At 43.4% G+C, this 25,332-nt stretch carries 29 protein-coding genes and 1 riboswitch; of the genes, 21 read left to right on the top strand and 8 right to left on the bottom strand.

Features of this window, described 5'->3' with window-relative positions:
- Window positions 1–13: 13 nt before the first annotated feature.
- From B0H99_RS12635 to B0H99_RS12625, 3 genes are read right to left on the bottom strand one after another with little or no spacing between them, the layout of a single operon-like run.
- The gene (locus B0H99_RS12635) at window positions 14–1,036 is read right to left on the bottom strand and encodes an SEC-C metal-binding domain-containing protein (RefSeq protein WP_106534043.1); all 1,023 of its coding nucleotides are present in this window, start codon (window positions 1,034–1,036) and stop codon (window positions 14–16) included.
- A gap of 51 nt (window positions 1,037–1,087) precedes the next feature.
- A complete protein-coding gene (locus B0H99_RS12630; protein WP_106534042.1) occupies window positions 1,088–1,612 on the bottom strand; it encodes a GNAT family N-acetyltransferase in 525 nt (174 codons plus the stop codon).
- Window positions 1,613–1,623: 11 nt separating this feature from the next.
- On the bottom strand, window positions 1,624–2,526 hold the full coding sequence (locus tag B0H99_RS12625; protein ID WP_106534041.1) for an acetamidase/formamidase family protein: 903 nt from the start codon (window positions 2,524–2,526) through the stop codon (window positions 1,624–1,626).
- Window positions 2,527–2,666: 140 nt separating this feature from the next.
- Here B0H99_RS12625 and lepB point away from each other — a divergent pair, with 140 nt between their 5' ends.
- On the top strand, window positions 2,667–3,200 hold the full coding sequence (lepB, locus tag B0H99_RS12620; protein ID WP_106534040.1) for a signal peptidase I: 534 nt from the start codon (window positions 2,667–2,669) through the stop codon (window positions 3,198–3,200).
- 69 nt (window positions 3,201–3,269) lie between these two features.
- On the opposite strand, the gene B0H99_RS12615 is transcribed toward lepB, so the two are convergent.
- Window positions 3,270–4,433: a pyridoxal phosphate-dependent aminotransferase gene (locus B0H99_RS12615; protein WP_106534039.1), complete on the bottom strand. Its 1,164-nt coding sequence runs from the start codon at window positions 4,431–4,433 to the stop codon at window positions 3,270–3,272.
- 87 nt (window positions 4,434–4,520) lie between these two features.
- Here B0H99_RS12615 and B0H99_RS12610 point away from each other — a divergent pair, with 87 nt between their 5' ends.
- The 3 genes from B0H99_RS12610 (at window position 4,521) to B0H99_RS12600 (ending at window position 6,937) form a co-directional block, all read left to right on the top strand.
- Entirely contained in the window at window positions 4,521–5,315 is a 795-nt protein-coding gene (locus B0H99_RS12610; RefSeq protein WP_106534038.1) for a carbon-nitrogen family hydrolase, read from the top strand.
- 187 nt (window positions 5,316–5,502) lie between these two features.
- Window positions 5,503–6,444, top strand: coding sequence for a carbohydrate kinase family protein (locus B0H99_RS12605; protein ID WP_106534037.1), 942 nt, complete (start codon window positions 5,503–5,505; stop codon window positions 6,442–6,444).
- A 31-nt stretch (window positions 6,445–6,475) separates the two neighbouring features.
- Window positions 6,476–6,937, top strand: a complete 462-nt coding sequence (locus B0H99_RS12600) for an OsmC family protein (RefSeq protein WP_106534076.1) — start codon at window positions 6,476–6,478, stop codon at window positions 6,935–6,937.
- Between the two features lie 83 nt (window positions 6,938–7,020).
- Here the strand turns inward: B0H99_RS12600 and B0H99_RS12595 are convergent, their stop codons facing one another.
- Window positions 7,021–7,707: an oxidoreductase gene (locus B0H99_RS12595; RefSeq protein ID WP_106534075.1), complete on the bottom strand. Its 687-nt coding sequence runs from the start codon at window positions 7,705–7,707 to the stop codon at window positions 7,021–7,023.
- Window positions 7,708–7,845: 138 nt separating this feature from the next.
- Here B0H99_RS12595 and B0H99_RS12590 point away from each other — a divergent pair, with 138 nt between their 5' ends.
- From B0H99_RS12590 to B0H99_RS12575, 4 genes are all read left to right on the top strand, one after another.
- Entirely contained in the window at window positions 7,846–8,526 is a 681-nt protein-coding gene (locus tag B0H99_RS12590) for a hypothetical protein (protein ID WP_106534036.1), read from the top strand.
- Between the two features lie 74 nt (window positions 8,527–8,600).
- The gene (locus tag B0H99_RS12585) at window positions 8,601–10,697 is read left to right on the top strand and encodes a type IA DNA topoisomerase (RefSeq protein ID WP_106534035.1); all 2,097 of its coding nucleotides are present in this window, start codon (window positions 8,601–8,603) and stop codon (window positions 10,695–10,697) included.
- A gap of 98 nt (window positions 10,698–10,795) precedes the next feature.
- On the top strand, window positions 10,796–11,008 hold the full coding sequence (locus B0H99_RS12580) for a heavy-metal-associated domain-containing protein (RefSeq protein ID WP_106534034.1): 213 nt from the start codon (window positions 10,796–10,798) through the stop codon (window positions 11,006–11,008).
- Window positions 11,009–11,244: 236 nt separating this feature from the next.
- Entirely contained in the window at window positions 11,245–11,439 is a 195-nt protein-coding gene (locus B0H99_RS12575; protein ID WP_181313665.1) for a hypothetical protein, read from the top strand.
- Window positions 11,440–11,600: 161 nt separating this feature from the next.
- On the opposite strand, the gene B0H99_RS12570 is transcribed toward B0H99_RS12575, so the two are convergent.
- Entirely contained in the window at window positions 11,601–12,296 is a 696-nt protein-coding gene (locus tag B0H99_RS12570) for a Na-translocating system protein MpsC family protein (protein WP_106534032.1), read from the bottom strand.
- A gap of 316 nt (window positions 12,297–12,612) precedes the next feature.
- Here B0H99_RS12570 and B0H99_RS12565 point away from each other — a divergent pair, with 316 nt between their 5' ends.
- Window positions 12,613–13,119, top strand: coding sequence for a DUF2243 domain-containing protein (locus B0H99_RS12565; protein ID WP_106534031.1), 507 nt, complete (start codon window positions 12,613–12,615; stop codon window positions 13,117–13,119).
- Window positions 13,120–13,123: 4 nt separating this feature from the next.
- The gene (locus tag B0H99_RS12560) at window positions 13,124–13,915 is read left to right on the top strand and encodes a cytochrome c oxidase assembly protein (RefSeq protein WP_106534030.1); all 792 of its coding nucleotides are present in this window, start codon (window positions 13,124–13,126) and stop codon (window positions 13,913–13,915) included.
- A gap of 50 nt (window positions 13,916–13,965) precedes the next feature.
- On the opposite strand, the gene B0H99_RS12555 is transcribed toward B0H99_RS12560, so the two are convergent.
- Entirely contained in the window at window positions 13,966–14,547 is a 582-nt protein-coding gene (locus B0H99_RS12555) for a protein-L-isoaspartate(D-aspartate) O-methyltransferase (RefSeq protein WP_106534029.1), read from the bottom strand.
- Between the two features lie 184 nt (window positions 14,548–14,731).
- On the opposite strand from B0H99_RS12555, the gene msrA reads away from it, so the two are divergent.
- The 5 genes from msrA to B0H99_RS12530 all read left to right on the top strand — a co-directional run bounded on the left by msrA (window position 14,732) and on the right by B0H99_RS12530 (window position 18,178).
- On the top strand, window positions 14,732–15,412 hold the full coding sequence (gene msrA, locus B0H99_RS12550) for a peptide-methionine (S)-S-oxide reductase MsrA (protein WP_106534028.1): 681 nt from the start codon (window positions 14,732–14,734) through the stop codon (window positions 15,410–15,412).
- Window positions 15,413–15,506: 94 nt separating this feature from the next.
- A complete protein-coding gene (locus B0H99_RS12545; protein WP_106534027.1) occupies window positions 15,507–16,202 on the top strand; it encodes an MgtC/SapB family protein in 696 nt (231 codons plus the stop codon).
- 174 nt (window positions 16,203–16,376) lie between these two features.
- Window positions 16,377–17,201 carry a metallophosphoesterase gene (locus B0H99_RS12540; RefSeq protein ID WP_106534026.1) on the top strand — a complete coding sequence of 275 codons (825 nt, stop codon included), beginning with the start codon at window positions 16,377–16,379 and terminating at the stop codon, window positions 17,199–17,201.
- Between the two features lie 13 nt (window positions 17,202–17,214).
- Window positions 17,215–17,685, top strand: a complete 471-nt coding sequence (locus B0H99_RS12535; protein ID WP_106534025.1) for an NUDIX hydrolase — start codon at window positions 17,215–17,217, stop codon at window positions 17,683–17,685.
- Between the two features lie 13 nt (window positions 17,686–17,698).
- The gene (locus tag B0H99_RS12530; RefSeq protein WP_106534024.1) at window positions 17,699–18,178 is read left to right on the top strand and encodes a GNAT family N-acetyltransferase; all 480 of its coding nucleotides are present in this window, start codon (window positions 17,699–17,701) and stop codon (window positions 18,176–18,178) included.
- A gap of 23 nt (window positions 18,179–18,201) precedes the next feature.
- On the opposite strand, the gene B0H99_RS12525 is transcribed toward B0H99_RS12530, so the two are convergent.
- Window positions 18,202–18,528 (bottom strand): CHY zinc finger protein, encoded by a 327-nt coding sequence (locus B0H99_RS12525; RefSeq protein ID WP_106534023.1) that lies wholly within the window; start codon window positions 18,526–18,528, stop codon window positions 18,202–18,204.
- 85 nt (window positions 18,529–18,613) lie between these two features.
- Window positions 18,614–18,780: riboswitch (FMN riboswitch) on the top strand.
- 405 nt (window positions 18,781–19,185) lie between these two features.
- On the opposite strand from B0H99_RS12525, the gene ribE reads away from it, so the two are divergent.
- The 6 genes from ribE to B0H99_RS12495 all read left to right on the top strand — a co-directional run bounded on the left by ribE (window position 19,186) and on the right by B0H99_RS12495 (window position 25,318).
- Entirely contained in the window at window positions 19,186–19,815 is a 630-nt protein-coding gene (gene ribE / locus B0H99_RS12520) for a riboflavin synthase (protein WP_106534022.1), read from the top strand.
- A 15-nt stretch (window positions 19,816–19,830) separates the two neighbouring features.
- Window positions 19,831–21,024: a bifunctional 3,4-dihydroxy-2-butanone-4-phosphate synthase/GTP cyclohydrolase II gene (locus B0H99_RS12515; RefSeq protein ID WP_106534021.1), complete on the top strand. Its 1,194-nt coding sequence runs from the start codon at window positions 19,831–19,833 to the stop codon at window positions 21,022–21,024.
- A gap of 13 nt (window positions 21,025–21,037) precedes the next feature.
- Complete coding sequence (gene ribH, locus B0H99_RS12510) at window positions 21,038–21,502, top strand: 6,7-dimethyl-8-ribityllumazine synthase (RefSeq protein WP_106534020.1); 465 nt, start codon at window positions 21,038–21,040, stop codon at window positions 21,500–21,502.
- Window positions 21,503–21,824: 322 nt separating this feature from the next.
- A complete protein-coding gene (locus B0H99_RS12505) occupies window positions 21,825–22,355 on the top strand; it encodes a histidine phosphatase family protein (protein WP_106534019.1) in 531 nt (176 codons plus the stop codon).
- A gap of 59 nt (window positions 22,356–22,414) precedes the next feature.
- Entirely contained in the window at window positions 22,415–24,235 is a 1,821-nt protein-coding gene (locus B0H99_RS12500) for an LTA synthase family protein (RefSeq protein ID WP_106534018.1), read from the top strand.
- 69 nt (window positions 24,236–24,304) lie between these two features.
- The gene (locus B0H99_RS12495) at window positions 24,305–25,318 is read left to right on the top strand and encodes a GTPase (RefSeq protein WP_106534017.1); all 1,014 of its coding nucleotides are present in this window, start codon (window positions 24,305–24,307) and stop codon (window positions 25,316–25,318) included.
- The last annotated feature ends 14 nt before the right edge of the window (window positions 25,319–25,332 follow it).

Here is a 25,332-nt window from a genome sequence, read left to right as displayed (position 1 = left end):
ATTCGTCTTATTATTAACTATTTTTTACTAACAACTCTTCAAAATAAGAATTGAATTCTTTTGAACGCTTCAAAATTGTGCTGGTTGCAACACCAAATTTTTCGCTTAAATCTTTTGAAGTCAACATAGGTCCGTTGATAAGCTCATGATCCTGCAAGAATCTCCAATACCCCGCTACAAGAGCTTCTGGTTTTTGGACAGCAGGTTGTTGGCTAGTAAGATAGCTGTTCATAATACTTGTGACGTTTTCCACAGTTTCTTCATCAAAGTTAGCAGTTTCGATATGTTTTGCCAGTTCAACCATCACATTATCGTGTTCGGGAGACAGTTGAATGTGCTTTTCTACAGTGCCTGTAGAGTACTTGACGATTTGTTCAACAACAGTCAAATAGTTATCCTTCAAATAGCGTTCACCGTCAGTTGCATCAGCTTCTGCCATTTTTGCTTGCAATTGCTCAAAGAACGGAGCGAATTCGCCGACAACTGTCAAATAACCGTTTAAGAATAAGACGCCATCAGTACCAACACGGGAATCAGGAAGCATGATTGCAAGAAGGCCTTGGCCATTTTCCATATCCGTTGGCGGCTGGTCAGTCATTGTATATTCATTACCGGAAAAAGCGTCTTTCAATGTGGCTTTTTCCAAATCGCCTTTGACCAATTGGCCAAGGAAGAACTTAACATTTTTCCAGTTTGCTAAAACATCTTTCGTGATTGGGCGTTGAGCCAGTTCAATCTGCTTCACTAAAAATTCCTGCCAAAGTTCCGGTTTTTTCATGAACAAGAAATTCTCGATCACAAATGCTTGCGCATCGTTTTCAGCCATTGATTGCATCAAGCGTGGCTGCCATTCTTGCTGAAGTTCGCGGAAGCTCGCTAGCTGCTGCTGGTTCGGATTTTCCGAGAAAAATAACTGACGGACTTTGAAAAGTTCGTCATTTACCAAATCATTAATGGATACCGCTTGCACGTTGCCGTGGCATTTCTTATATTTTTTGCCGCTGCCGCATGGGCATGGGTCGTTTCTTCCTACCATTTATAATCACCTACAATTTTTTCTTGAGTGTAACATAAAATTGAGCTTCACTCAAAAGTCGGATGATTCTGACGTTAGTAGGCCATAGAGATACATATCGAAACGTCTTCCATCCCGCTGCAAAAATTCCCGATATACACCTTCTTTTTGGAACCCTAATTTTTCATACATGGCAATCGCCGGTTTGTTGTATTCAAAGACAGTAAGCTGGATACGGTGAAGGTTAAGTTCATTCCAGGCATAGTTCAATAAAATCTGCATCGCCTCTGTGCCATAGCCTTTACCTTGATAATCGGTTGCAAGGGCGATGGAAATCCAGCCGACCCGATGAGTCCATTGAATATCCTCAATTGCGCATACTCCAAGAAAAGTGTCCAGTTTAACCGGGCGGATGGAAAACCGGAAGTCACGTTCGGAATCTTGGCGAAACCATTGTTCCGCCTGTTTTTCAGAAACTTCGCGGATCGGGCTGGAATTGTAATTGCGTCCAAACCCCATTTCGCTGTTCCATATGCGGTAGATAGGCAAATCTTCTTCTTTCATAGCGGTCAAGCAAATTTTTTCTCCCTTAAACACAAGAATTCCTCCTATGGAAACAATTTAATAGAGAGGGAGTCGAGTACATGCTGCGGTACAAAAAACCGGACAGTCACGAGCGGGTCAACCACTTGGCTGATTTGTGTCTCGCCAGCAGCACTCATCAGCATCGTGATTTCGCTGACAGTCAAATCAGTGTGTGGAAGCAGAAGATCGATCATTTCTTCTACGGCAATCTTTACCGCTTCGTCAAGCGTCATTGCGGAAACAAGCAATGCCACCCCTTCAGAGTTTTGTAGGACAGGGTATTTTGAATGTATGCCTTTGATAACATCGAATGTTACGGTTGCGCGTCCTGGCACTTCGATCCCTGAAACACTTATTTCACCGTCCCCCATTGCTGCATGGAAATCGCCTAAAGCAAAAAGTGCCCCTTCTGCGAATACAGGAAAATACAAGGTGGCGCCTTTAGTGATAAGCTTCGTATCCATATTGCCGCCATGAGCGCCAGGAGTTCCGCAAGAAACAGGTTCTCCTTCAGGAGCGACGCCGATAACGCCAATCATTGGATTTAACGGCAATTCCAACTGGCCATTAAATATGGCTTTACCTGCTTTGATTGGTATGATTTTAGATTCCATCTTTTCCATGCGATGCCCCATGACGCCGAGTTCCGGTCCGGTTACCATGACGCCTTGGTCACCGATTTCCAAATCATCAATTGTAACTTTCAAAAGATCGCCGTAGGCAGCCCCTTCAATAAAAATCGGTCCGGTCGCCGGATTGATTTCGTTCCAATCAATCGCCGCCACTTCTTGATCGGCGGAAGAGATTTGGTTTTTGAAACAATCGTACGTTTCGATAGTGACTGTATCACCCGGTTGAACATGCATTACTGGAGCATTCAAACGCGAAAATGCATAAATGACATCTTGAGTAGATAGAGTTTTCATAAAAAGTGAACTCCTTTTTTAATATTTTAATAATTGTAACAACTAGCTGAGAGAATAGTAAAGCTTAAAGTGCACACTAGGAAAAGCTGTAGTAACATAAGAGAAAAGAAATTTTGTTTAACAGGAGAGGGGGCTTTCCTTTGTACGGAGATCCGGTGAAATTACTGATTAATTGGATGAAAGTCATATTTCTTACAGCGTTGATCGTTGTTGCCACTAGGCAATTTCTGTTTGAACCGGTAGTAGTGCACGGCCATTCAATGATGCCGACCATTGAAGCGGATGATAAAGTGGTTCTGACTAAGATTAGCCATGTAACCAATTTTGATTTGGTTGTCTTTATGACTCCGGAAGGAAAAAATCTCATTAAACGTGTAATCGGGACGCCGGGTGATCGTATAAGAATGAAAGACGATCAACTTTTTCTTAATGGGCAGCGAGTAGAGGAACCCTACTTAAAAGAGAATATGGAGATAGCAAAACAAAAAGGCTACTTGCGGCTGACCGAAGACTTTCCGGAGTTCCAAGTTCCTTCCGGTTCTTACTACGTATTGGGGGATAACCGTTTGAACAGTATAGATTCACGAGTTTTCGGCTATATATTGGAACGATCAGTGATTGGGGAAGTAAAATTTAGAATTGCTCCCTCAAAGCATGTCGGTCTTCTCGAGTAAAACCAGAAATCTATAGGTTTTGTACACAAAAAAACTGCCTTTTGCTTAAAAGGCAGTTTTTTCTACATATCAAAACAAGTTTAACTTTTCGATGCGCTGAATCGCTTCAGCAATACGGGACTCGTCTACTAGAAGCCCAACGCGGATATATCCTTCACCGCTGGCGCCAAAACCGCTTCCTGCGGCAACGGAAATATCGGCATGGTCCATTAAATAATTGCTGAATTCTACGCTCGTAAAGCCTTTAGGAATTGGGAGCCAGGCAAAGAACGAGCCTTTAGGCGCTTTGATGTCCCAGCCGATGCGAGCACATTCAGCGATTAAGACTTCCCGGCGTTTCTCATAAGTTTCAACCAGTCTATCAACGCATTGTTGATCTCCGGATAAAGCTGCAGCTGCGGCAACTTGAAGGGCCGGGGAAAGCCCTGCAAACAAATGGTCTTGAATTAAATTCAAGGATTCGATCATCTTAGCATTGCCGACAGCAAAGCCGATGCGCCAGCCAGCCATATTATACGTTTTAGATAATGTATACATTTCGATGCCTACTTCTTTAGCTCCTTGTGTTTGAAGAAAGCTAGGGGGCTTTTGTCCATCAAAGCCGATTGCTCCGTACGCAAAATCGTGGACGACGCCAATGCCATGCTGTTTTGCAAAAGCAGCTGTTTCATCAAAAAATTCCTTAGAAGCCACACCGCCGGTAGGGTTGTTCGGATAATTCAAATACATCAATTTGGCCCGTTGCAGAACAGTTTCCTCGAGTTCTTTGTAATCAGGCAAAAAGCCATTAGCAGCTTTTAGCGGCATTAAAGAAAATTCGACGTCCGCAAGAGGGGCGCCAGATAAATAATCAGGGTATCCAGGGTCAGGCAATAGCAGTAAGTCACCAGGATTCATTAACGCGAGCGGCAGCTCTACCAGTCCGATTTTAGTCCCCCCAAGTATGGCCACTTCCGTATTGGGATCGATATGGACGCCGTACTCACGTTCATAAAAGTCTGCGGCAGCTTTCCGCAATTCAGGAATGCCGCGAAAAGGCGAGTATTTATGGTTTTTTGGATCGGCCACCGCTTCTTGCATGGCTTTGACGATATGAGCGGGTGTAGGCTGGTCAGGATTCCCTTGTCCTAAGTTGATAATGTCGCGGCCTTCCGCTATGGCATTATTTGTTTTTGAGGCAAGAGAAGCAAAAAATTGAGTAGGTAATTGTTGTAACCGGTTTGAAAATTCCATTAAAATGTCCCTCATTTTCTAAATAATTGCGCATCTACTTCAAATCTTATAGAGTTTAAAGTAACTTGTCTACTGGAGGAAAAACAAATGAAAATTGCTTGCATACAACTTGATATCGCATTTGGAAATCCGGAAACGAATTTCGCCCGTGTGGCAGAAAAAATGACCGAGGCAAAAGAAAACGGAGCGGATATTATTGTGCTGCCTGAGATGTGGAATACAGGCTACGCGTTGACCGAGCTGGAGGCATTGTCGGATAGTGAAGAACGGGCAAAATCATTCATTGCTGATTTTGCCAAGAAGAATCAAGTGCATGTGGTGGGCGGTTCTGTATCCACCCATAAAAACGGCGCTTTCTATAATACAATGCACATTGCTGATAAAAATGGTGAAGCTGTCGGAGAATACGACAAAGCCCATCTTTTTGGACTGATGGACGAACATGTATATTTAGAAGCGGGAAATTCGCTCAATCTTTTTGAATTGGACGGTGTTACATGCGGTGGAGTTATCTGCTATGATATCCGATTTCCGGAATGGATCCGCGCCCATGCGTTGAATGGCGCTAAAATCATGTTTGTGCCGGCAGAGTGGCCGGCAGCACGGATCGATCATTGGCGGGTATTGCTTCAAGCCCGGGCAATTGAAAATCAATGCTTTGTTGTCGCGGTCAATCGTGCCGGAAGTGATCCGAAAAACGAATTTGGTGGCAATTCGATGGTTATCGCACCTTGGGGCGAAGTCCGTATGCAGTTAGGCATGGAAGAAACCATCGGATATACAGAAATAGATTTAACTGAAGTGGACGAAGTACGTGGGCGCATTCCAGTTTTTGACGATCGCCGGGAAACACTATACAAAAAAACGGAGAAAAATTTGTAAATGATATAAAAATGCCTTCCGGAATGTTTTCCTTTTATCGTATGATAGAAAAGCCGTCCTAACCTCGCTTGGTTGCAGCCTTACTTTAGCGGGTCTAAGTGGTTTTTGTGATAGAATTATACGAAATAAGTAAAAAAAGATCTTTTGAAGCACACCTCAAGTGGGCTGAAAGAGTGGAGGCAAACCAATGACCAACTTGAAGCACGTCCTTACGTATGGGGATGCTTTTGTCGACTATATAGCAAATAATACAAATAACGATGCGTTTACACGCCATCTCGGCGGAGCAACGGTAAATGTAGCCGCAGGCGTAAGCCGGTTGGGTGTACCTTCCGCATTTATCACAGTGACAGGAGATGATGAAACATCTGCCTTTGTTCGCGGCGAACTTGAAAAAGAAGGCGTGATGCTTTATCCGTCGATCATTGTGCCGGAAAAACGGGTAAGCGGCGTTTTTATTCATTTAACCCCGGACTATGACCGGATTTTTGCGGACTATGTGAATGAGACGCCTGATATTCAAGTAACACCGAATGATCTTTTAACGGAAGCTTTCCAACGGGCCAGTGTTTTTCATGTCTGTTCCGGCACGATGTTTCATCCGGAAGCATTAAAAACAACGGAGAAAGCGGTAGAACTTGCAAAGGCAAACGGTGTGATTTGTACATTTGATGCCAACATTCGGCCGCTCCGTTGGGATAGCGAACAACGCAGCCGGGAGACAGCCTGCAAATTCTTGCAGACTACCGATGTGCTGAAAGTAACAACAGATGAACTGGCATTTTTAATGGAGACCGAGTCTATGGAAGAAGGGATTGCGCGCCTTTCAGCATTTAATATTCCGCTTGTTTTCTTGACAGATGGTAAAAACGGGACGTATGCTCTTTTTGAAGAAGATGTTTTTCATATACCGGTCATTCCGGTCCAGCCGGTTGACACGACCGGGGCCGGAGATGCATTTGTCGCTGGCACCATTCGCTATATTCATTTGAATGGCATGCCTAAGACGAAGCAGGAAGTCATCGAATGCGCTTCTTTCTCCAATAAGCTTGGAGCGCTGTGCGCAACAAAAGCGGGTGCCCTTACTGCAATGCCCCGCCTTGAAGAATTGGAACGGCTGAATCGATAAAGAAAAGAATGGCGATAGGAGAGAGATGAAAGTGGCAAAACACAGTTTTCACTTACAAGCTAATTGGCCAGGCCTCCGCAATGATGTCGGGGAAATTGAGGCCGGCAACTTAAAAACCCGGATTTCGATTCCTCCAGAAATGGACGGGCCTGGAGTCGGGACCAACCCAGATGAAATGCTGCTTGGTGCTGCCGCAACCTGCTATATTATTACACTGGCGGCCATGATGGAGCGCAGCAAGCTGGACAAAGACTCTTTGACGATGGAATCAGAAGGCATTGTCGATGTGACGAACGGCGTCATTACTTATGAGCGCATTATCCATAGACCCCGTATCGTGCTAAAAGCCGATGCTACCGAGCGCGATTTTTCGTTGGCACAGAAGCTTGCCGAAAAAGCGGAAAGTTCGTGCATGATCAGCCGGGCAATCCAAGGCAATGTGGAGATCGAACTGCAGGCGGATATCAAAGCTACAGAAAAAATCAATCATTGACTGCCTAACCAAGACAGCTGCAGTTTGCAGCTTCCAAAATGATTAATAGAATTACTAAAAAAGATGAGGCCGAATTTTCGGTCTCATCTTTTTGTTTCATGTATAGTTTGTTGATTAATTTTCTTGATTTGGTCAGAAGGATACGTATAGATGCCGGTTTGATTTATTTGAGCGATTGTATACATGGCGTTAGCGACGCTTCTAGCGCTTACAGGTTTGTATTTCTGTAAAGGACCGGTGAGGAAAAGGCTGAAAATTGGGCTTAACGCAATCGCCGTCTTCTCACCCAAACGGAATTCCTGGCGATTGCCGAGCAAAAGTGAAGGGCGGAAGATGTGCAGAGCAGGAAGTTCAAGTTTTTTCAACTGCTCTTCAAGTTCCCCTTTAGTTTTGCTGTAAAAAACTTTCGATTCTGCATCTGCTCCAAGGGCGGAAACGATAAGAAAGTTTTGGACGCCGTGCACACTCGCCATATTGGCAAGTCTCACTGGATATTCATAATCCACTTTCTTGAAGGCTTCCTGGGAACCCGCTTTTTTGATGGTGGTTCCCAAGCAGCAATAGACATCATGGACCTTAAAGTGAATTGAGTAGTTTTCAAGTTCTTCATAGTCGACAACAACTTGTTCTAATTTAGGATGCTTGGCATCCAAAGGTTTTCGGACCATTATCTTTACGTGTTCATAAACAGGGTTTTCGAGCAGTACATGCAGCAACTCAGTGCCGACTAAACCACTGGCTCCTGCAAGCAAAGCAGATCTGCTGTTTATTGTCATAGGGTTCTCTCCATTCTTTTCACTGGAACAATTCATCTTCTCCTATTATACTACGGAGTATTTCTTTTTCGGAGGATTTTAAACTTCAATTTACGGGAATATGCTCCATATAAGCAAGAATGGGGGAAAAAAATGGGAGAGTTTCTGTTTATCTTAATTTATTTATCCATCATGTTGCTGGTGATCGAAATTGCAACAATGTTGTTTGTCGCAACTGGTCTTAAAAAACAGATAGCGCGTTATCAAGTGATCTCCATGTTGACGGCAACCGGCTTCACCACGGATGAAGCTTCCCTGATTATTGATCATCCAATCCGCAGAAAAATCAGCGCAACGGTAATCTTATTTGGATATTTCTCGCTCGCGGTCATGATTTCATCAATTGCGTCGCTCCTTTCCAACGACTTGCGGATTAATAACATGCTTGTTTTTGTTGGGGCTCTTTTTGTTATATTAATGATTTTAAGAAGTGGAAAGGTCAAGAAGTTCCTGGTTGCTAAGTTTGAGCACGAACTGGACGAAGAGTACGATCTTGAAGACTGGCCGCTAAAAACAGCGTTAAGTTTAAAAGAAGAGGACATGGTGGCTCTCGTAGACATTAAAGAAGGTTCAAAGTACGATAGCCTTCGGGCAGAAGAACTCATTATGAAAGATGCTGATCTCCACCTGTTGTTCATTCGCAGAGGCGATGAGATTTTGCGCAAAGATTTGTTTAACGAAAAGTTGCAGGTTGGCGACAAAATCATGATATTCGGTGAAAAAGACCATATTAAGAAAGATTTTGCTGATATGCTGTCGGATAGTGCAAAATAGCGGATTGAATTTCTTTGCTTCTGTTGGGGAAAGAGTACAATAAAAGAAAGGAAATGCGTGAAAGGAAGTATAATATGAAACCAGTAATTGTGGCCGAAAAACCGAGCCAGGCAAAAGCCTACGCCGATGCGTTCAAGACAACAAAGCGCGATGGCTATATAGAAGTCGCCCCGAATGCCATTTTTCCTGAAGGCGCCTATATTACGTGGGGGATTGGCCACCTCGTCGAATTGAAGGAACCAAAAGCATATGATCCAAAATGGGGCAAGTGGTCGCTTGCCGCTTTGCCTATTTTGCCGGCGAATTATCAATTTCAAGTGGCCCGTGGCAAGGCCCAGCAATTTAATATCATCAAAAAACTCATACAGCAAACCGATACCGTCATCAACGCCTGCGACGTTGACCGGGAAGGTTCTAATATTTTTTACAGCATTTACTACCAAACGGGCGCAAAAGGAAAGACGATCAAGCGGCTATGGATCAACTCCCTTGAAGTGGATGAAGTGAGAAAAGGGTTTCAGGAACTTCGCGACAACCGACAGGACCTCTTATTGTATGAAGAGGCGAAGGCACGGCAAATCAGTGACTGGCTGGTAGGAATGAACGGTTCCCGCCTGTATTCACTATTGCTTCAGGCAAAAGGGATCCGAGAAGTTTTTGCCATCGGCCGGGTGCAAACGCCAACAGTCTTCCTGATTTACCAGCGTGAAAAAGAAATTGAAGCGTTTGTGCCGGAGCCGTTCTATGAGATCGAAGGGATATTTGACGCGGAAAAAGGAAGCTACAAAGGCAAAGCGAAATTAAAGTCAAAAGAGCGTAAGGAAGCGGAAGAGCTGCTTTCAAAGCACGGTATATCCGGTAAAGCGGACGGGACGGTCACCTCGGTGAAAACAACTGAAAAGCGGACGCCTCCTCCTCAACTGCACTCACTGTCAACATTGCAGGCAGCGGCTAACCGAAAGTGGAAATACAGCCCTTCAAAAGTACTGTCGGTCATGCAAGGGCTCTACGAAAAAAAACTTGTCAGTTACCCAAGAACGGATGCGCAGCACATTACAACAAGCGAATTCGCTTATTTGGCAAACCAAGTAGAAGCGTATCAGCAATTGATCGGTACTGCTTTTCCGATATTTTCAAAAGCTCCGAAGAAACGTTTTGTAGATAACGCAAAAGTACAGGAGCATTATGCCATCATTCCCACAAAAACTTTGCCCACGACTAAGAAACTTGATGGTTTAGCGCGTGATGAACGCAACTTGTATGAAGAAGTGCTTCGGACAACATTGGCGATGTTCCATAAGGATTACCGCTACGCGGAAACAAAAGTAACAACCAGTGTGAACGGATTGGATTTTTTCACAATTGGCAAGACTGAGCTTGAGCAAGGCTGGAAAGAGCTGTTTCCCTCAACCCGTGACGCCAAGGCAGAACCTTCTCTTCCGCAACTGCAGGAGCAAGAGCCGGTAAAAAGCAAAGTGGCCGTAAAAGAAGGCATGACCACACCGCCGAAGCCGTATACAGAGGGGCAATTGATTGCCATGATGAAGACGTGCGGTAAGTTTGTGGAAGATGTGGAAGATACCGAAATTTTAAAAGAAATCGAGGGGCTTGGCACCGAAGCGACCCGGAGTGGAATTATCGAAACAATTAAACGCCACGAATACATTGCGGTAAACAAAAATATTGTTTCAATCACCGACAAAGGGCGGATTTTATGCCAGTCGATTGAAGGAAACTTGCTTTCCAGCCCTTCCATGACTGCAAAATGGGAAACATACCTAAAGAAAATTGGCAATGGGGAGGGATCTTCAGAAGTATTCCTTGCCACCATCGGGAAGTTTATTCAGAAGCTGTTGGATGAAGTGCCAGCACAGATGCAAAAAAACGGCTTGCCGGACCAAATGGCAATGCCGACTGGAAAAGAAGAGATTGCCCCATGCCCAACATGCAAAAAAGGCATAATTATATCGAGTAAGGGCTATTACAATTGTACAGAATGTAAGCAATCGTTCCCCGCTGTATTCTTGAAAAAGAGGTTGACGGCCAAACAAATCGAGTATTTATGCACAAAAGGAAAAACGCCGGTGCTAAAAGGATTTGTCTCCAAAAACGGAAAGAAGTTCAATGCTAAGCTGCTGCTTGAAGACGGGAAATTAAAGATGGAATTCTGACAGTGGAGACTTTTGTCTCTGCTGTTTGTCTCTTTTCTTTTATTCCTTTCGGTTTCCGGGTATAGATAAGAAATCTATAGCGGGAAGGATGATTTTTTATGGAAACAATGACAATTCAAGTGCAAGAGGCGACAGAAGAAAAAACGTTGCAGTCATTAGAGTCTTTTCTGATTGAAATGGAGGAAGTTGAACGGGCTTTAGTAGATATTGAAGAAGGCGAAGTTGCGATCACTTTTGATCCAACTCAAATATCAGCGGATCAATTAACAAAAAGAATTCAACTTGAAGGTTATCATGTGACAGACCAATAGAAGGTAAACCCTTTACTTAGTGTTACGAAACAAGTATGCTTAGTATACTTGGAAAACAATAGTGTTTCCAATTTGGATGACTATACCTTCTCAATGAATATGATTTTGGTTTAATATAATTCAATATTTGGTTAGATGTAACAGACGTTAGAGCTGCCTACAAAACCGGAAAGAAGTTCTCTTTTGAGAGAGCTCTTTTCGGTTTTTTTGTAGAATAGAAAGGAAGAGAAATAGAGTTGAATTATTTTATTGACCATAAAAAAAAGCAAATCCATCAAAGGCAACATGCTGGAGATCGTTGCGGCTTTGTAGAAACTCCAGTAAACAAAAGGGAGTTTACTGATTCTGCTGCCTATATTGAGCAGCTGATTACCCAAAAGATGTATTCGATGTGTGTGTACTGCCGCTCTGTCCAGATTATTATTGAATAATGCTAAATTAGCCAGATATTCTGATGATAAAGACGGAAAGAAACTCAGTATGCAGAGCATTTGCATTAGAATGTAAGCATCGAGTACTGTGGCTGTCATCTATCGGCAACGGAAAAGAGCGAATGGAGATCCACCATGCAGGTGGTATTTTTCGTTCGCTCTTATTTTTTCGGCTCAAGGATGAAGACTGTGTAAGCCTTATCTGTATCAAAGTTCCACTCTACAAAGGTTTCGGCAATGTTCCTTTTCAAAACAGTTTCTAATTGAACTTCAGCCAATACCTTCCGTTCTAGTGGACGTTTAGCAAGTTTCAATTCTTCACTGAAGCCATTTTTGATCAGCTCTTTTTCGACTGCCACTAAAATTTCCGTTCGTTCTGCAAGGACAGTCCGGTCGTTTAGCCAATAGACATCTATGCCGCCTGGCGCTTTTTGCGCTTTTATGCTGGCTCTGACTATCTCTTCTTGAAAAGTTTTTTCATCAACGTCTTTTGGCCATTCAAAATTCTTTTGTTCTGTTTCTTCATTCAAAACCGCAATAATCATGCCGCTCTTGTTATCCAGATTCCAATCGGCATACACTTCTTTTACATCTAGTTCCCCTATTTTCCACAATCCGAGCTTGATCTCTAAAATCAAGTCTTTCATCAGTAAATCCCTGATTTTCAATACTTGGTTTGGCGCCTTCTGTTTTAAAAGGACTTTTTCGGTAGGTGTCAAAAATCCGCGAAGATGAATCGTGATAAATGGTCGCGCAAAAGCAACATACGCTGAGGTTGGGCCTTTCCCAAAATGATCGCGTATCAAAGTGGAAATATAGGATCCAATTTCTGTATGAATCGTTTTTTCCTTTGACATAAGTGTTCAGCTCCTCTATTGCGGAAGAAAAAACGTCCTTCATTAAAGAATCATTATACGGGAGAGCAATGGGGAGTGAAAGAATATTCTATCAGTTGAAGTGAAAAATCGATCCAGATATTAGTTTTTGGGTATATTCCTTTCTAGCACTTCTCAAATTTCGCAGTATTCAGCGATGAAATATTGTCGATTAGCTTGAACTATGAAATGTTTGAAGTACTGGGTAAAAGGGTATTTTTTACCAACTTAGAGCGGCTGATATTCTATTTTGAAAAAATACAAGTAAAAAAGTAGCAGTGAAAAAGGAGGGGGAGTTATGGCAATTACCAATGGCAATTCAATAGATCATACTACAGCAAAAAATCGTGTCGTTTACTCGTCATTCAATCTTTGGTCCGGGATATTATTCGGTATTGGCTTTGCCGCGTTCATCGATGAAGCCGTCTTTCATCAAATCCTGCATTGGCACCATTTCTACGATAAATCCACGACAGATATCGGGCTTGTTTCTGATGGCATCTTCCATGCGTTTAGTTGGTTCGCAACAGTAGGCTCTCTTTTCATGTATGCCAACCTTCGGCGCAGAAAAGGGCTATGGCCGAAAAGGTGGATTGGCGGCGCCTTCTTGGGAGCCGGGGCCTTTCAACTTTACGACGGCCTGATCCAGCATAAATTGATGAAGCTGCACCAGATCCGTTACGGTGTGGACATTTTTATGTACGACTTGGTTTGGAACATAATAGCCCTTGTATTTATGGCAATCGGAATTTATCTGTTGATGAAGACGCGGAAGACGTCCAATAAAATAAAAACGGAGCGGTGAGAGCATGGAGCATTCCGGACATGCAGAACAATCGGCCATTATGCTTTTGTATATGATTTTGCTGCTTACAGGATGGGTCCTTTATGTCACAGGCGTTTTTATATCCAATAAAAAGCGTCGGGCGTGGCCTTGGCACCGGACTGCATTATGGAGCATGGGAATCTTATGTATGGCATTCGCTTTAACGAGCCCATTGGCAATCCAGTCACATTCAAATTTTGTCGCTCACATGGTGGCGCATTTGCTGCTTGGTATGCTGGCTCCGCTCTTGATGGTGCTGTCAGCTCCAATGACATTGCTTTTAAGAACATTAAACGTGGCTTCCGCCCGGAACTTGACGCGCCTATTGAAAAGCAGATTTTTCCTCTTTCTCAGCCATCCGGTTACCGCTGTAATCCTCAATATCGGCGGCCTCTATTTGCTGTATACCACTAATCTGTATCAGGCCATGCACGATAGCCAATTAGTGGGAGTTATTATCCACGCACATCTTTTTTTAGCCGGCTATTTGTTTACGGCAGCAATCATTTATATCGATCCCGTACCGCACCGGTTCAGTCCTCTTTACCGCGCCATCCTGCTGACGCTGGCATTGGCTGGACACGGCATTTTGTCAAAATATATCTACGCCCATCCGCCAGCCGGCGTTCCAAGGCAAGAAGCGGAAGCTGGAGGCATGCTAATGTATTATGGAGGGGATGCTGTCGATTTGATGCTTATCGTGATTCTTTGCCATCAATGGTATAAAGCGTCACGGCCGCGCTTGGCAGAAGAATGCGGCAATCAGGTTAATTAAAAAAGGCCGCCTTCAAAGTCTTTAGCATTGAAGGACGGTCTCTTTATGTGCTATTCGTATTTTCCTTTTAATCGGACAAAGACTACTTGGTTTAATAGTTCGGAAGATAGTTTGCCATTACTGTCTTTGGCGATGAGCCGTAATTCCTGTACCATCGGCCCGCCAACCGGAATGATCATTTTCCCGCCATTTCCAAGCTGTTCAACCAGTTCTTGCGGAACTTCTGAAGCGGCGGCGGTCACCATGATTCGGTCATATGGTGCATGTTCTTCCCAACCCGAACTGCCATCCGCTAATTTAAATTGAATATTGGCATAACCAGCTTCCGCCAACCGCTCTTTTGCCCGGATGTGCAAAGCTTCTATCCGTTCAACAGTGTAGACGGTCCGTGAAAATTCAGCCAGAAGCGCTGTCTGAAATCCTGAGCCGGTCCCAATTTCCAAAACTTTGGAATTGGCTTGCAAATCCAAAGCAAGTGTCATTTCCAACACGAGTGAAGGCTGGGATATCGTCTGCTCGTAACCAATGGGCAACGCTTGGTCCAAGCGGGCAAATTCTTTATTGGTGTCCATAAAAAAGCTGCGGTCCATTGACTCAAAATAGGCGGTAATTTCCTTTCTTCGGCTATTCATACAATCACTACTTTCCTTAAGTTAAATTCTAAATAAAAGTAGGGTATACAATAGTTAGCGGGTGTTCCGAGTGCAGTTTTGATTATCGTGCGTTACTTTTATATTACCATTAAGTTGTTGGAAAATATCTAAAATAAAAAAGGGTTTTTACGTTAAAACAAAGTGGGCAGAGGAGTGAATACATATGGAAGAGGAGCCATTCACTATTCAATGGGCTGAACAAAAAATTGAGCACCATTCGAAAAAATATGAGACAGCCACGTTTGGCATGGGTTGCTTTTGGGGACCGGAAGCACGATTTGGCAGCTTGCCCGGAGTTGTTCGGACGCGTGTCGGTTTTGCTGGTGGCACAACTCTGAGTCCGACGTACCGGAATATGGGCGACCATACAGAAACGGTGGAAGTTGATTTTGATCCCGCCATTTTAAGCTACGAAGATATGCTCTTGCATTTCTGGCGAAACCACTATCCAAACCGTGATAATTACAAAGGGCGCCAATATATATCATTGCTGCGCTACCACAACAGCCGACAAAAAGCAGCGATAGACAAGATTAAAAAACAGATGGAAAAAGAACTGGGGGAAACAATCGAAACCGATATAGCCCCTTTCACCAGCTTCACCTTGGCTGAGGAGCGCCATCAGAAATATTACTTGAAACGTTATCCTAAAGCATTGGATCAACTTGAAGATTTGTATCCGACAGCAAACCTTCTGGTCAATTCCACTTTTGCTGCGCGGCTGAACGGCTTTGTCAAAGGCTATGGAACAAGAGAAGAACTAAAGGAGGAAATAGCCGGCTGGCCGATTGATGAACAGCATAGGCAATTTCTGATTGAAGTTTTATTTCGGATAAAATGGTGAAACGAGTTGCCGGAACTTGAAATGGCAGGCTAGATAACGGGTTTTATGGGTAAACTGTTGGCAAGCGTTGAAGAAAAACCGGGAGGAAAACAGCATGGGCTTTGTACCCGAAGACTATATCGACATCATTATTCGCTTGTTGTTGACTGCGGTATTAAGCGGTTTGATCGGGATTGAAAGAGAATCTAAACAGCAGCCGGCTGGACTCCGGACACATGTTCTTGTTGGAACAGGCTCTTGCCTGATGATGATTTTATCAGTGACAGGATTTGATTTGTTTTTGAGTATGGGCAGTGATGCCATCCGCTTCGACCCAGGACGAATTCCTTCCTATGTTATAAGCGGAATCGGATTTCTAGGAGCAGGAACCATCATCGTCCAAAGAGGGTCGGTAAAAGGATTAACAACGGCAGCATCCATTTGGGTAGCTGCCGGCATTGGCTTGGTTGTAGGCATTGATATGTATTTTGTAGCAGTTTTGACTACAGCAATTGTGCTGGTGACGCTGCACTTTCTTGAAAAACTTGAACGAAAATATTTGGCGATTGGAAACCAGAAAATTGTAGTAGTGATTGCAGAAGACCGGGATGACAGCTTTGCAATTATCACTAAAATTTTTGAGGAAAACCAATTAGAGATTTTAAGATTCGAAATCGACAACGAAGGCGTTTATAGCGAAAAGAACGTTTCGAAATATATTTTCACTGTAAAAGGAGGAAATGTCCAAAAAGAAACTGAATTGGTTAAAAATCTCTGGAACTTCAAAGCTGTTCATAAAGTCATAATTTAGCCACTCTTAAGTTTTAACGCTGTTATAAAAATATTTGTAATGCGATAGAAGGGGGCCAATTTCTTGGCCGCTTCTTTTTTTGTTCAATACTGGTAAAATAGAAAAGCCGGTAATTTTGTTGTCTTATAACGAAATACTAGATAGAAAATTTTTTGAGGAACAGGAGCAGACTTTATGAAAAAACTAATACTCCTGCTTGCGCTTGTTATATTTGCATGTGGCTTTGTATGGGTAAACAATAAGTGGGTTCAAACCACTGAATATACGGTAGCTTCAGATAAGTTGCCTGAAGCATTCGAAGGGACGAAAATCGTCCAAATTTCAGATTTGCACAATGCTACTTTTGGCAAAAACCAATCTTTTCTTATTAAGAAAGTGAAGGCCGCTAAGCCGGATGCGATTTTTCTGACTGGGGATTTGGTGGACAGCAATCGTTATGATTTGCAAGAGAGTCTGACACTAGTAGAAGCTTTGGTAAAAATGAGTACAGTGTATTTTGTGATCGGAAATCACGAAGTGGCTACAAATGAAATCAGCCAAATTACAGAAGCCCTTGAAAAAAGAGGGGTTATTGTTCTGATGAATGAAACAATTGAATGGGAACAGGATGGGGATGTTATTCAGATCGCCGGTCTAAACGATCCGCTTCTCAGCAATACACTTTTAGAAGAAGATTATATTCGGCAAGCGATTGAGGAAGCGGAATTGACGGATGCGTTCACGCTGATGTTGTCGCACCGGCCGGAAGTGTTCAATGTTTATGTTGAAGACGCGATTGATGTTGTTTTTTCTGGGCATGCCCACGGCGGACAAATCCGGATTCCTGGAATTGGCGGAGTACTTGCACCAGGACAAGGATGGTTTCCGGAAATGACCAAAGGCGTTTTTAAGAAACAGGGAACGCAACTTGTTCTGAGCAGAGGATTGGGAAACAGCGGTTTCCCATTGCGGGTGTTCAATTTGCCTGAAATCGTTGTCGTGACTTTAGAAAAAGAATAGGATGTGCTGTTGAATGGACACAACATTTACATTGAAAGACAATGTGTTTAATTATCGTGTGGCCGGGATTTGGGTGGAAAATGGTTATGTCTTGCTTCATAAACAGGCAAATGATAGCCATTGGGCGTTGCCGGGAGGCCGCGCACGCATGCTTGAAGATTCTAAATCGTGTCTCGTGCGGGAAATGAAAGAGGAGCTGGATGTTGTAATTGAAATCGAACGGCTGCTTTGGTCAGTAGAAAACTTCTTCTCGTACGCAGGTAAAAATTTTCATGAGATTGGATTTTATTACTTGATACGGGGAGTCGAGCCTCCATCATTTTACCAGACTGCGCCATTTTTCGGGCCTGAAGGCGATCGGTTGATCTACCAATGGGTTCCAGTACCGGAAATTTGCAATGTCGCTCTCTATCCAGAGTTTTTGCGTAAAGCGTTAATAGAATTGCCAAAAGAGACTCAGCACTTGATTGTTTCAAACAAATAAGGAGACTAGTGACATGATCCATAAAAAAGACGTTTCCCTTCGTGCCTACACTTCAAAAGTTTCAGTCAAATACGATTTGCCTTCCGACCAATTGCAATTTACAGGCCTGCCTCAAGATATTATTCAGCGGGACGCTGAAAATCCATTAAAGCATTTGGTGGTTATTCACGCCGGTGATGAAGTGGCCGGATTTTTCGAACTGGACGAATCGGAAGACCGGAAACTTTATTCGAATAATCCAAAAGCGATGTTGTTGCGAGCCTATTCAGTGAATCCGAAATTCCAGGGGCGGGGCATTGCAACGGGTTCGATTTACGCGCTTCCTAAATTCATCAAGGAAGAATACCCGGCATTCAATGAAGTGGTGTTGGGCGTCAATGCGAATAATATAGCTGCCCAGCATGTGTACAAACGGGCGGGTTTTGAAGACACCGGCCGCCGCTTGATGCGTCCGAAAGGCGAGCAGATAGTTATGTGCATGCGCATCGATTAAAAGAGCCGAAGGCTCTTTTTTATTTATTGTTCGAAATACAAATGCTTATGCAAGCTGCACCCAGGATTGAAAGAAGCTGAACAGGCGGAGCAAGTGGATGCACACTCCAAATATTCATTTACAGTCAGTTCATGGCCGCAAGCGCCGCATAAAACCGCCTTTTCATCAAACTGTTCTTTTGGCCAAACCTTGTTTGTCCCGCAGCCAACAGCTTCATGGCATTCATAGCAGGGATAATAAATGCCGCAGCAGAAAAACTTGATTGCGATCCGGTCAATTTCTGAGTGATAATGGATGCAGCGGGTTTCTGTATCAACTTCTATGCCTTTTATTACTGAATTGTGTGCCACGTAAATGCCTCCATTTCATCAAACGTTTAAATTAGGAGAATTGCTTTTCTTTTTATGCTACTATGGAATGGACAATAAATCGAATCAAATTCTTCGGGGCAAGGTGAAATTCCTTACCGGCGGTGAGCAGGAAACTGTAAGTCCGTGACCCGTCTCTGAAAGTTGCATACGTATGTATGCTGCTTCTCGGAGCCGGTGGAGCTGGTGTAAATCCGGCACCGACAGTTAAAGTCTGGATGGGAGAAGAATTTGGAGTGAGATTTGTCAGCATGCGTTCTTTCCGGCTTGAAAACCGAAAAGGGGATTTTTGCATACAAAAAAAGCGATTGAAGCAATTGCTTACTTTTTATATCGTGCGCAGCGCGGCCGTTATCCTCAATGGCTGCCATTATAGCGGTCGTTTTCTGCAGAAGAGGAAGCCGTCTCTTTGAGACATAGGCGAAATCCTTGCCACTGCCCTTTTAACGATTTTATTTAAGCGATATCAATACAGCGCACCCATCCTTTATCCACCATCCAACGCCCCTTGGTGGAAATATTTCATTCTTGAAAACCTGGCATTCTTAGTACCTTAATTGATTTTTTTTATTTTGTGCAAGGCATTCGTCTGCCGAAAGGTTGCTATTGTTCTACCGCAATTATGAAGGAGGCCCATGCATGTTTACGGGAATTGTTGAAGAAGTCGGGAAAATTACCGCTGTCCGTGCAAAACCTCAGGCTATGGAGTTAACTGTCGCCTGCTCAGTTGTTCTGGAAGACGTGAAGCGGGGAGATAGCATCTCCATTAATGGCGTCTGTTTAACGGTATCGACGTTTACCGGCAATACCTTCACTGTAGACGTTATACCTGAGACAGTTAAGTCATCTACAATGGCCGGATTAAAAAACGGTTCCCGTGTTAATTTGGAACGGGCTATGCCGGCGAATGGCCGATTTGGCGGCCATTTTGTCAGTGGCCATATTGATGGCGTCGGCGTCATCCGCGCCGAGAAAAAAGAGGCAAATGCCATCACCAAAACAATCGAACTGGAGCCTCATCTTATGAAATATATGATGCTGAAAGGTTCAATCGCTGTTGATGGAACATCGCTCACCGTTTTTGGAGTTGGACATAATACAGTGACGATCTCACTAATTCCAACCACTCAGCAAGATTCTCTCCTGGGAGAAAAAGGGATTGGCTCACGCGTCAACATTGAATGCGATTTGCTTGCAAAGTATACAGAACGCATTCAGACAGCAGAACCGAAAATGACCAAAAACTGGCTTTCGGAACATGGATTTTAATTGGAGGCGTTGTATATGTTCTATACAGTGGAAGAAGCTGTCCGCGATTTGAAAAACGGCAAAGCCGTTATTGTTATTGATGATGAAAATCGTGAGAACGAAGGAGATTTTGTCGCGTTAGCAGAATTTACCACGCCTGAAGTGGTCAATTTGATGGCAACAGAAGGAAGAGGGCTTATTTGTGTTCCTGTCGATGAAACCATTGCATCCCGTTTGAAAATCGGTTTGATGACCGACAACAACACAGATGAATATGGTACTGCCTTTACAATCAGTGTTGATCATAAAGATTCAACGACAGGCATCAGCGCATTTGAGCGTTCGCATACAATCAAAAGTATGATCGACCCAAATTCCAAAGCGTCAGATTTCAAACGGCCTGGCCATGTATTTCCGTTAATTGCAAAAGCAGGAGGAGTACTGCGCCGCGCTGGTCATACAGAAGCTGCAGTCGATTTGGCTAAGCTTGCTGGATCTGCCCCGGCGGGAGTCATTTGTGAAATCATGAATGCAGATGGAACGATGGCCCGTGTCGATGACTTGCAAAAAGTGGCCGAACGGCTGGGCCTAGGCATCTTGACGATTCAGGATTTGATATCTTATAAACAAAAAAATGAAAAGCTCATCAAAAAGGAAGTAGAAGTGGATCTGCCGACTGAATATGGCGTATTCCGTGCGGTTGGCTATACGGAAGTGCTGACTGGCCAAGACCATGTTGCCCTTGTAAAAGGGGATATTGATCCGGAAAAAGCCGTACTGATCCGAGTCCATTCCGAATGTTTGACTGGAGATGTTTTCGGCTCTAATAAATGCGATTGCGGACCTCAATTGCACGCGGCCCTCAAGCAAATAAATGAAGCCGGTTCCGGCATCTTGCTTTATATGCGTCAAGAAGGCCGGGGGATAGGCTTGATAAACAAGCTGAAAGCTTATGAACTTCAAGCACAGGGTTATGATACGGTGGAAGCCAATCAGAAACTTGGTTTTGCCGATGACCTGCGCGATTATGGAATCGGTGCACAGATTTTGCGGGACCTTGGCGTGAAAAAGATGAAGCTGTTGACCAACAATCCACGCAAAATTGCTGGAATCGGCGGTTATGGCCTGGAAGTGGTTGAGCGGCTGCCGATTGAAATGCCGACAAAAGAAGAAAATGAAGCCTATATGAAAACTAAAAAATCAAAGCTCGGCCACATGCTGAACTTTTAAAGGAGAATGGATTATGGCAGTTTTATATGAAGGATATTTAAATGGTGAAGGTCTGCGGATCGGTATCGTAGTAGGACGTTTCAACGAATTTATCACAAGCAAATTGTTAGGCGGAGCAGAAGATGCATTGAAACGCCACGGCGTAGAAGCAGAAAACGTTTCAATCGCTTGGGTTCCTGGCGCATTCGAAATTCCGCTTGTAGCAAAGAAAATGGCCATGAGCGGCAATTACGATGCAGTCATTACACTTGGCACTGTTATTCGCGGCGCGACTCCTCACTTCGATTATGTCTGCAGCGAAGTAGCTAAAGGAGTATCGAGAGCAATGGACCAAGCAAACATTCCAGTTATTTTCGGCGTATTGACAACTGACTCGATCGAGCAGGCAATCGAACGCGCGGGCACAAAAGCGGGCAATAAAGGCTGGGAGTCTGCAGCAGGCGCAATTGAAATGGCTAACTTGATGAAAAAACTATAATTACAAACGAGGCCGGCGCATTTATTGCGCCGGCTTTTTTTGCTTAAAAAGACTGAGATAGGGGAAAAGGAATTGTGACGGGAAATTATGTACATACGAATGCTGCAAGCGGCTTGGAACACTTTTAGTGCTGTGCCTTAGATAAAATCTGCTTTTTCAACCCAAGCTATAGCTTACTTGAATGAAGAATTGGCACAGAAAGGGTATACTAAAGTTAGAGATGTTATTATGTTACATGCGTAAAAGGTTGCAGGTTTAGATAAAGATTTACCGGGAACTTAACCTTAGGGAATCGAAATATTGAAAAATAGGAGAATGTGATATGGAGAAAACTGTATATTTGGTCCGGCATTGCAAGGCTACTGGGCAGTCGCCAGATGCACCTTTGACCAAAGAAGGAAAGGAACAGGCACATGCTTTGGTCCGTTTTTTTACGGGAAGAGAAATTCACCACATTATTTCAAGCCCATTCGTTCGGGCAGTTCAATCAGTCGAGCCTTTAGCGGAATATTTGGAAATGCCCGTAGAGATTGACGACCGTCTAGCCGAGAGAGTTTTAAGCACGCAGGATTTACCAGATTGGCTGGAACGGCTTGAAGAATCGTTTGGAAATCTGGACTTGAAACTAGCAGATGGAGAATCTGGGAAAGAAGCGATGCAAAGAGGAGCGGCTGTACTGGAAACTGCACCCGATCAGTGCATTTTAGTGACGCATGGAAATATGATGGGTCTTTTGCTCAAGCAGATTGATATTGATTTCGGTTTTGAAGAGTGGATGAAACTTTCAAATCCGGATGTTTACGAAGTGAAAATAACTGGAGAAAACAAAAAAATAAACCGCTTATGGACCTGATTTGCTAGCTGAAACATTCTATTAAATTTAATCGTTCCTATAGTAAGGAGGTGATTCCAATGAAAAAAACGACTGGTTTTCCTGTTGCGTATTTGTTTTTATTCTTGCTGATCAAAGTGATCGCTTTTAGGGTGCTAATTTTTGACACGAAATCTTTAGCAACTATTGCATTTATCGAATTTCCGATGTGGGCCTTGCTGCTTGCTTTAGTTTTGATAGGGGTTAAAAAGCGGACGTGGCTTGCTGTATGGATTTACAATTTTATAGTATCGGTTATTTTCTTCACAGTTACTCTTTATATTCGCTATTATTCTACTATACCTTCTTATTATGACCTTCAACAAGCAACGCAATCGAGCTCTGTCGGAAATACCATTGCAATGTTAGCCAATCCATTCGATTTCCTCTTTTTCCTAGATGCAATTTTAGTGGCAATTTTTGCAAGAAAATGGAGAATCCATGCAAAGCCGCAGAAACTTAAATATATGGCAGTTGCTGCTGCTGCACTATGTATAGCTACAACCGTTTATGCACTGAAACAGCCACTGATTGACGTGTCTTATTTTGCTAAAGAAAACGGCTATCTTCAGTCCCAAGCGGTTCAACTGTATCTTAGATCCAATGAAACAGCCCATGCTTCGAGTACAAAGTTGTCGCTAAAACAACTGGAAGCCTTAAAAGGAAATGAATACGTGGAATTAGAGCAGCAAAAGGGATTCGGTTTAGCGAAAGACCGGCATTTATTTGTTATTCAAGTAGAGTCGCTGCAAGATTTTGTAATTGGGAAATCGGTGAACGGACAGGAAATTACGCCGAATTTGAACAAGCTCTTGGGCGAGAGTGCATATTTTTCCAACGTATTTCAGCAAATCGGCGCCGGGACCACTTCAGACGCCGAGTGGATAGCGAACACCGGTTTATATCCGCAAGGGATGATTCCCACAGTCAATAGCCTGAATGGGAAGGCCGTCCCGTCTCTTCCGCGCACATTACAAAAATACGGTTATGGTTCTGCGACTTATCACGCGGACGACGTAACATTCTGGAACCGGGATGTGTTATATCCGGTTCTTGGTTATGATGAAGTTTACTCGACTGAAGAAATACCAAACATTAAGCCAGTGGGATTCGGGCCGGCGGATGAAGTCGTATTCGATTTCGCTGCAGAAAAATTGCCGAAGCAGCTGGATAGATATGACCGGATCTATGCCAATATTGTTACGGTTACCAGCCATACTCCTTTCATCATGCCAGAAGATATGCAGGGGCTCGATTTGCCGGCTGAGTACGAGGAAATGTATGTCGGCAATTATCTGCAATCTGTCCACTACGCAGATGAACAGATCGGGGTGTTTATCGAGGAGTTGAAAGATCAAGGTCTCTATGATGACTCGCTTGTTGTGATTTTCGGGGATCATTCAGGAATGCATGGTTCACTTGTTACAGAAGAAGACAAAGCCCTGCTCGATAAGTTTATCGGCCATCCGTATACCATAAAAGATCAGTTTACTGTTCCTCTTCTGTTTACCGGGGGCAATTTGTTCCACGGAATCCAGATGGATCGGTTAGGTGGGCAAGTGGATATAATGCCAACCATTCTGGCGTTGCTTGGCATTGATCATGAAGATCCGATGATGGGCCATAATTTATTCCAGTATAAGAAAAACCTTCTTGGTATGAGGTATTACCTGCCGGGTGGTTCATTTATCCAATCCGAGCAGCTATACAAAGCTCCGGGCGCGAAATTCCCAGAGGTGCTATACGACTTGAAATCGATGGAGACCCGCGGAAAAAACAGTGAAGCTAAAAAGCATATCCGGGATACGGATACATTATTAAACTATGGAGACTTGTTGCTGAAGCCTTACCTGAAAAATTGAATCATTATACGGAAAAACGAGAGTTGTATATAATAAAAAGAAATCATTGAATTAGGGGGCGTCCAGTAGATGGTAAAAGAATTTGAAGAAGAAGTTATGCGTGTTATGGACAATATGTTCGAAAGCGAAATGAAAAAAGTCAACGACATGCTCGAACAAGAGTTGCTGATTTCGCTTATCGGGGAAGTGAACGCTGGAAAATCCTCGACAGTCAATAAAATCATTGGCGAAAACATTGCCAGCACGAACCCGATGCCTGGTGAAACGGTTAGCGTAGATCCTTATAATATTCGTGGGCTTGAAAACATCAAATTTATGGATACTCCAGGATTGAATGACCCAAATGATGAAAATCCGAAAAAGACACTTGAGTTCGTACAAAGCTCAGATGTAGTATTATTTTTCTTGAACGCTGCAGGCACGGTATTTTCCGATAGCGAAAAAGAGAAATTTACAGAAATCGAAAAACATAATAAAGACATTCTGATTGTTTTAAATAAAATCGATGCTGCTGAAGATATCCCTTCGCTTATCCAGTTCATCAAAAAACACACAAACAATAAATACAAAATAGTTCCGATTTCTTCGAAGACTGGGGAAAACTTGGAAATCCTAAAGAAGGACATCCTTTTTTTGCTCGAAAAGAAAGGGAAAGACCTCCTTTTCGCTAAAAGCATGAAAGAGAAATCAGCGGCTGCAAATCGTTGGATCCTTGGTGCCGGCGTTTCTGCCGGTATTATCGGCGCTTCTCCAATTCCCGGATCAGATGTTATTCCGCTCACTTCGCTGCAAGTAGGATTAATCATCCGGCTATCGAAACTGTATGACAAACCATTGACGAAAAAAGCGGCACGGGACATGATTGTCATTACTGCCACTCAAACTTTGGGCCATACCCTGTATCGCCAAGCTTTAAAATTTATCCCGGGGGCAGGTTCTATTATCGGAGGTACTGTTGCTTCAGCAATGACGCTGGCTCTTGGATATGGCGTAAAATACGCGTTTGAGAATAATATAGCGATCGATTATGACATGATTGTCGATTTGTTTGAGAAGTATAAAAAGCGTGAGAAAAACGCATAGTTAAACACTAGCTG

The organism is Planomicrobium soli (assembly GCF_003014655.1).
Classification (GTDB): Bacteria; Bacillota; Bacilli; order Bacillales_A; family Planococcaceae; genus Planococcus; species Planococcus soli_B.
Note: the sequence above shows the minus strand (reverse complement) of the source record. Positions and strands in the feature narration are given on the sequence as shown.

What these genes read in the sequence shown, in the direction of transcription:
- B0H99_RS12560 (WP_106534030.1), top strand. Translation starts at nt 13,124, where the DNA reads ATGGAGCATTCCGGACATGCAGAACAATCGGCCATTATGCTTTTGTAT.
- B0H99_RS12555 (WP_106534029.1), bottom strand. Translation starts at nt 14,547, where the DNA reads ATGAATAGCCGAAGAAAGGAAATTACCGCCTATTTTGAGTCAATGGAC.
- B0H99_RS12515 (WP_106534021.1), top strand. Translation starts at nt 19,831, where the DNA reads ATGTTCTATACAGTGGAAGAAGCTGTCCGCGATTTGAAAAACGGCAAA.
- B0H99_RS12635 (WP_106534043.1), bottom strand. Translation starts at nt 1,036, where the DNA reads ATGGTAGGAAGAAACGACCCATGCCCATGCGGCAGCGGCAAAAAATAT.
- B0H99_RS12565 (WP_106534031.1), top strand. Translation starts at nt 12,613, where the DNA reads ATGGCAATTACCAATGGCAATTCAATAGATCATACTACAGCAAAAAAT.
- msrA (WP_106534028.1), top strand. Translation starts at nt 14,732, where the DNA reads ATGGAAGAGGAGCCATTCACTATTCAATGGGCTGAACAAAAAATTGAG.
- B0H99_RS12505 (WP_106534019.1), top strand. Translation starts at nt 21,825, where the DNA reads ATGGAGAAAACTGTATATTTGGTCCGGCATTGCAAGGCTACTGGGCAG.
- B0H99_RS12500 (WP_106534018.1), top strand. Translation starts at nt 22,415, where the DNA reads ATGAAAAAAACGACTGGTTTTCCTGTTGCGTATTTGTTTTTATTCTTG.
- B0H99_RS12615 (WP_106534039.1), bottom strand. Translation starts at nt 4,433, where the DNA reads ATGGAATTTTCAAACCGGTTACAACAATTACCTACTCAATTTTTTGCT.
- B0H99_RS12530 (WP_106534024.1), top strand. Translation starts at nt 17,699, where the DNA reads ATGATCCATAAAAAAGACGTTTCCCTTCGTGCCTACACTTCAAAAGTT.
- B0H99_RS12625 (WP_106534041.1), bottom strand. Translation starts at nt 2,526, where the DNA reads ATGAAAACTCTATCTACTCAAGATGTCATTTATGCATTTTCGCGTTTG.
- ribH (WP_106534020.1), top strand. Translation starts at nt 21,038, where the DNA reads ATGGCAGTTTTATATGAAGGATATTTAAATGGTGAAGGTCTGCGGATC.
- B0H99_RS12495 (WP_106534017.1), top strand. Translation starts at nt 24,305, where the DNA reads ATGGTAAAAGAATTTGAAGAAGAAGTTATGCGTGTTATGGACAATATG.
- B0H99_RS12585 (WP_106534035.1), top strand. Translation starts at nt 8,601, where the DNA reads ATGAAACCAGTAATTGTGGCCGAAAAACCGAGCCAGGCAAAAGCCTAC.
- B0H99_RS12535 (WP_106534025.1), top strand. Translation starts at nt 17,215, where the DNA reads ATGGACACAACATTTACATTGAAAGACAATGTGTTTAATTATCGTGTG.
- B0H99_RS12580 (WP_106534034.1), top strand. Translation starts at nt 10,796, where the DNA reads ATGGAAACAATGACAATTCAAGTGCAAGAGGCGACAGAAGAAAAAACG.
- B0H99_RS12590 (WP_106534036.1), top strand. Translation starts at nt 7,846, where the DNA reads ATGGGAGAGTTTCTGTTTATCTTAATTTATTTATCCATCATGTTGCTG.
- B0H99_RS12540 (WP_106534026.1), top strand. Translation starts at nt 16,377, where the DNA reads ATGAAAAAACTAATACTCCTGCTTGCGCTTGTTATATTTGCATGTGGC.
- B0H99_RS12605 (WP_106534037.1), top strand. Translation starts at nt 5,503, where the DNA reads ATGACCAACTTGAAGCACGTCCTTACGTATGGGGATGCTTTTGTCGAC.
- B0H99_RS12570 (WP_106534032.1), bottom strand. Translation starts at nt 12,296, where the DNA reads ATGTCAAAGGAAAAAACGATTCATACAGAAATTGGATCCTATATTTCC.
- ribE (WP_106534022.1), top strand. Translation starts at nt 19,186, where the DNA reads ATGTTTACGGGAATTGTTGAAGAAGTCGGGAAAATTACCGCTGTCCGT.
- B0H99_RS12545 (WP_106534027.1), top strand. Translation starts at nt 15,507, where the DNA reads ATGGGCTTTGTACCCGAAGACTATATCGACATCATTATTCGCTTGTTG.
- B0H99_RS12610 (WP_106534038.1), top strand. Translation starts at nt 4,521, where the DNA reads ATGAAAATTGCTTGCATACAACTTGATATCGCATTTGGAAATCCGGAA.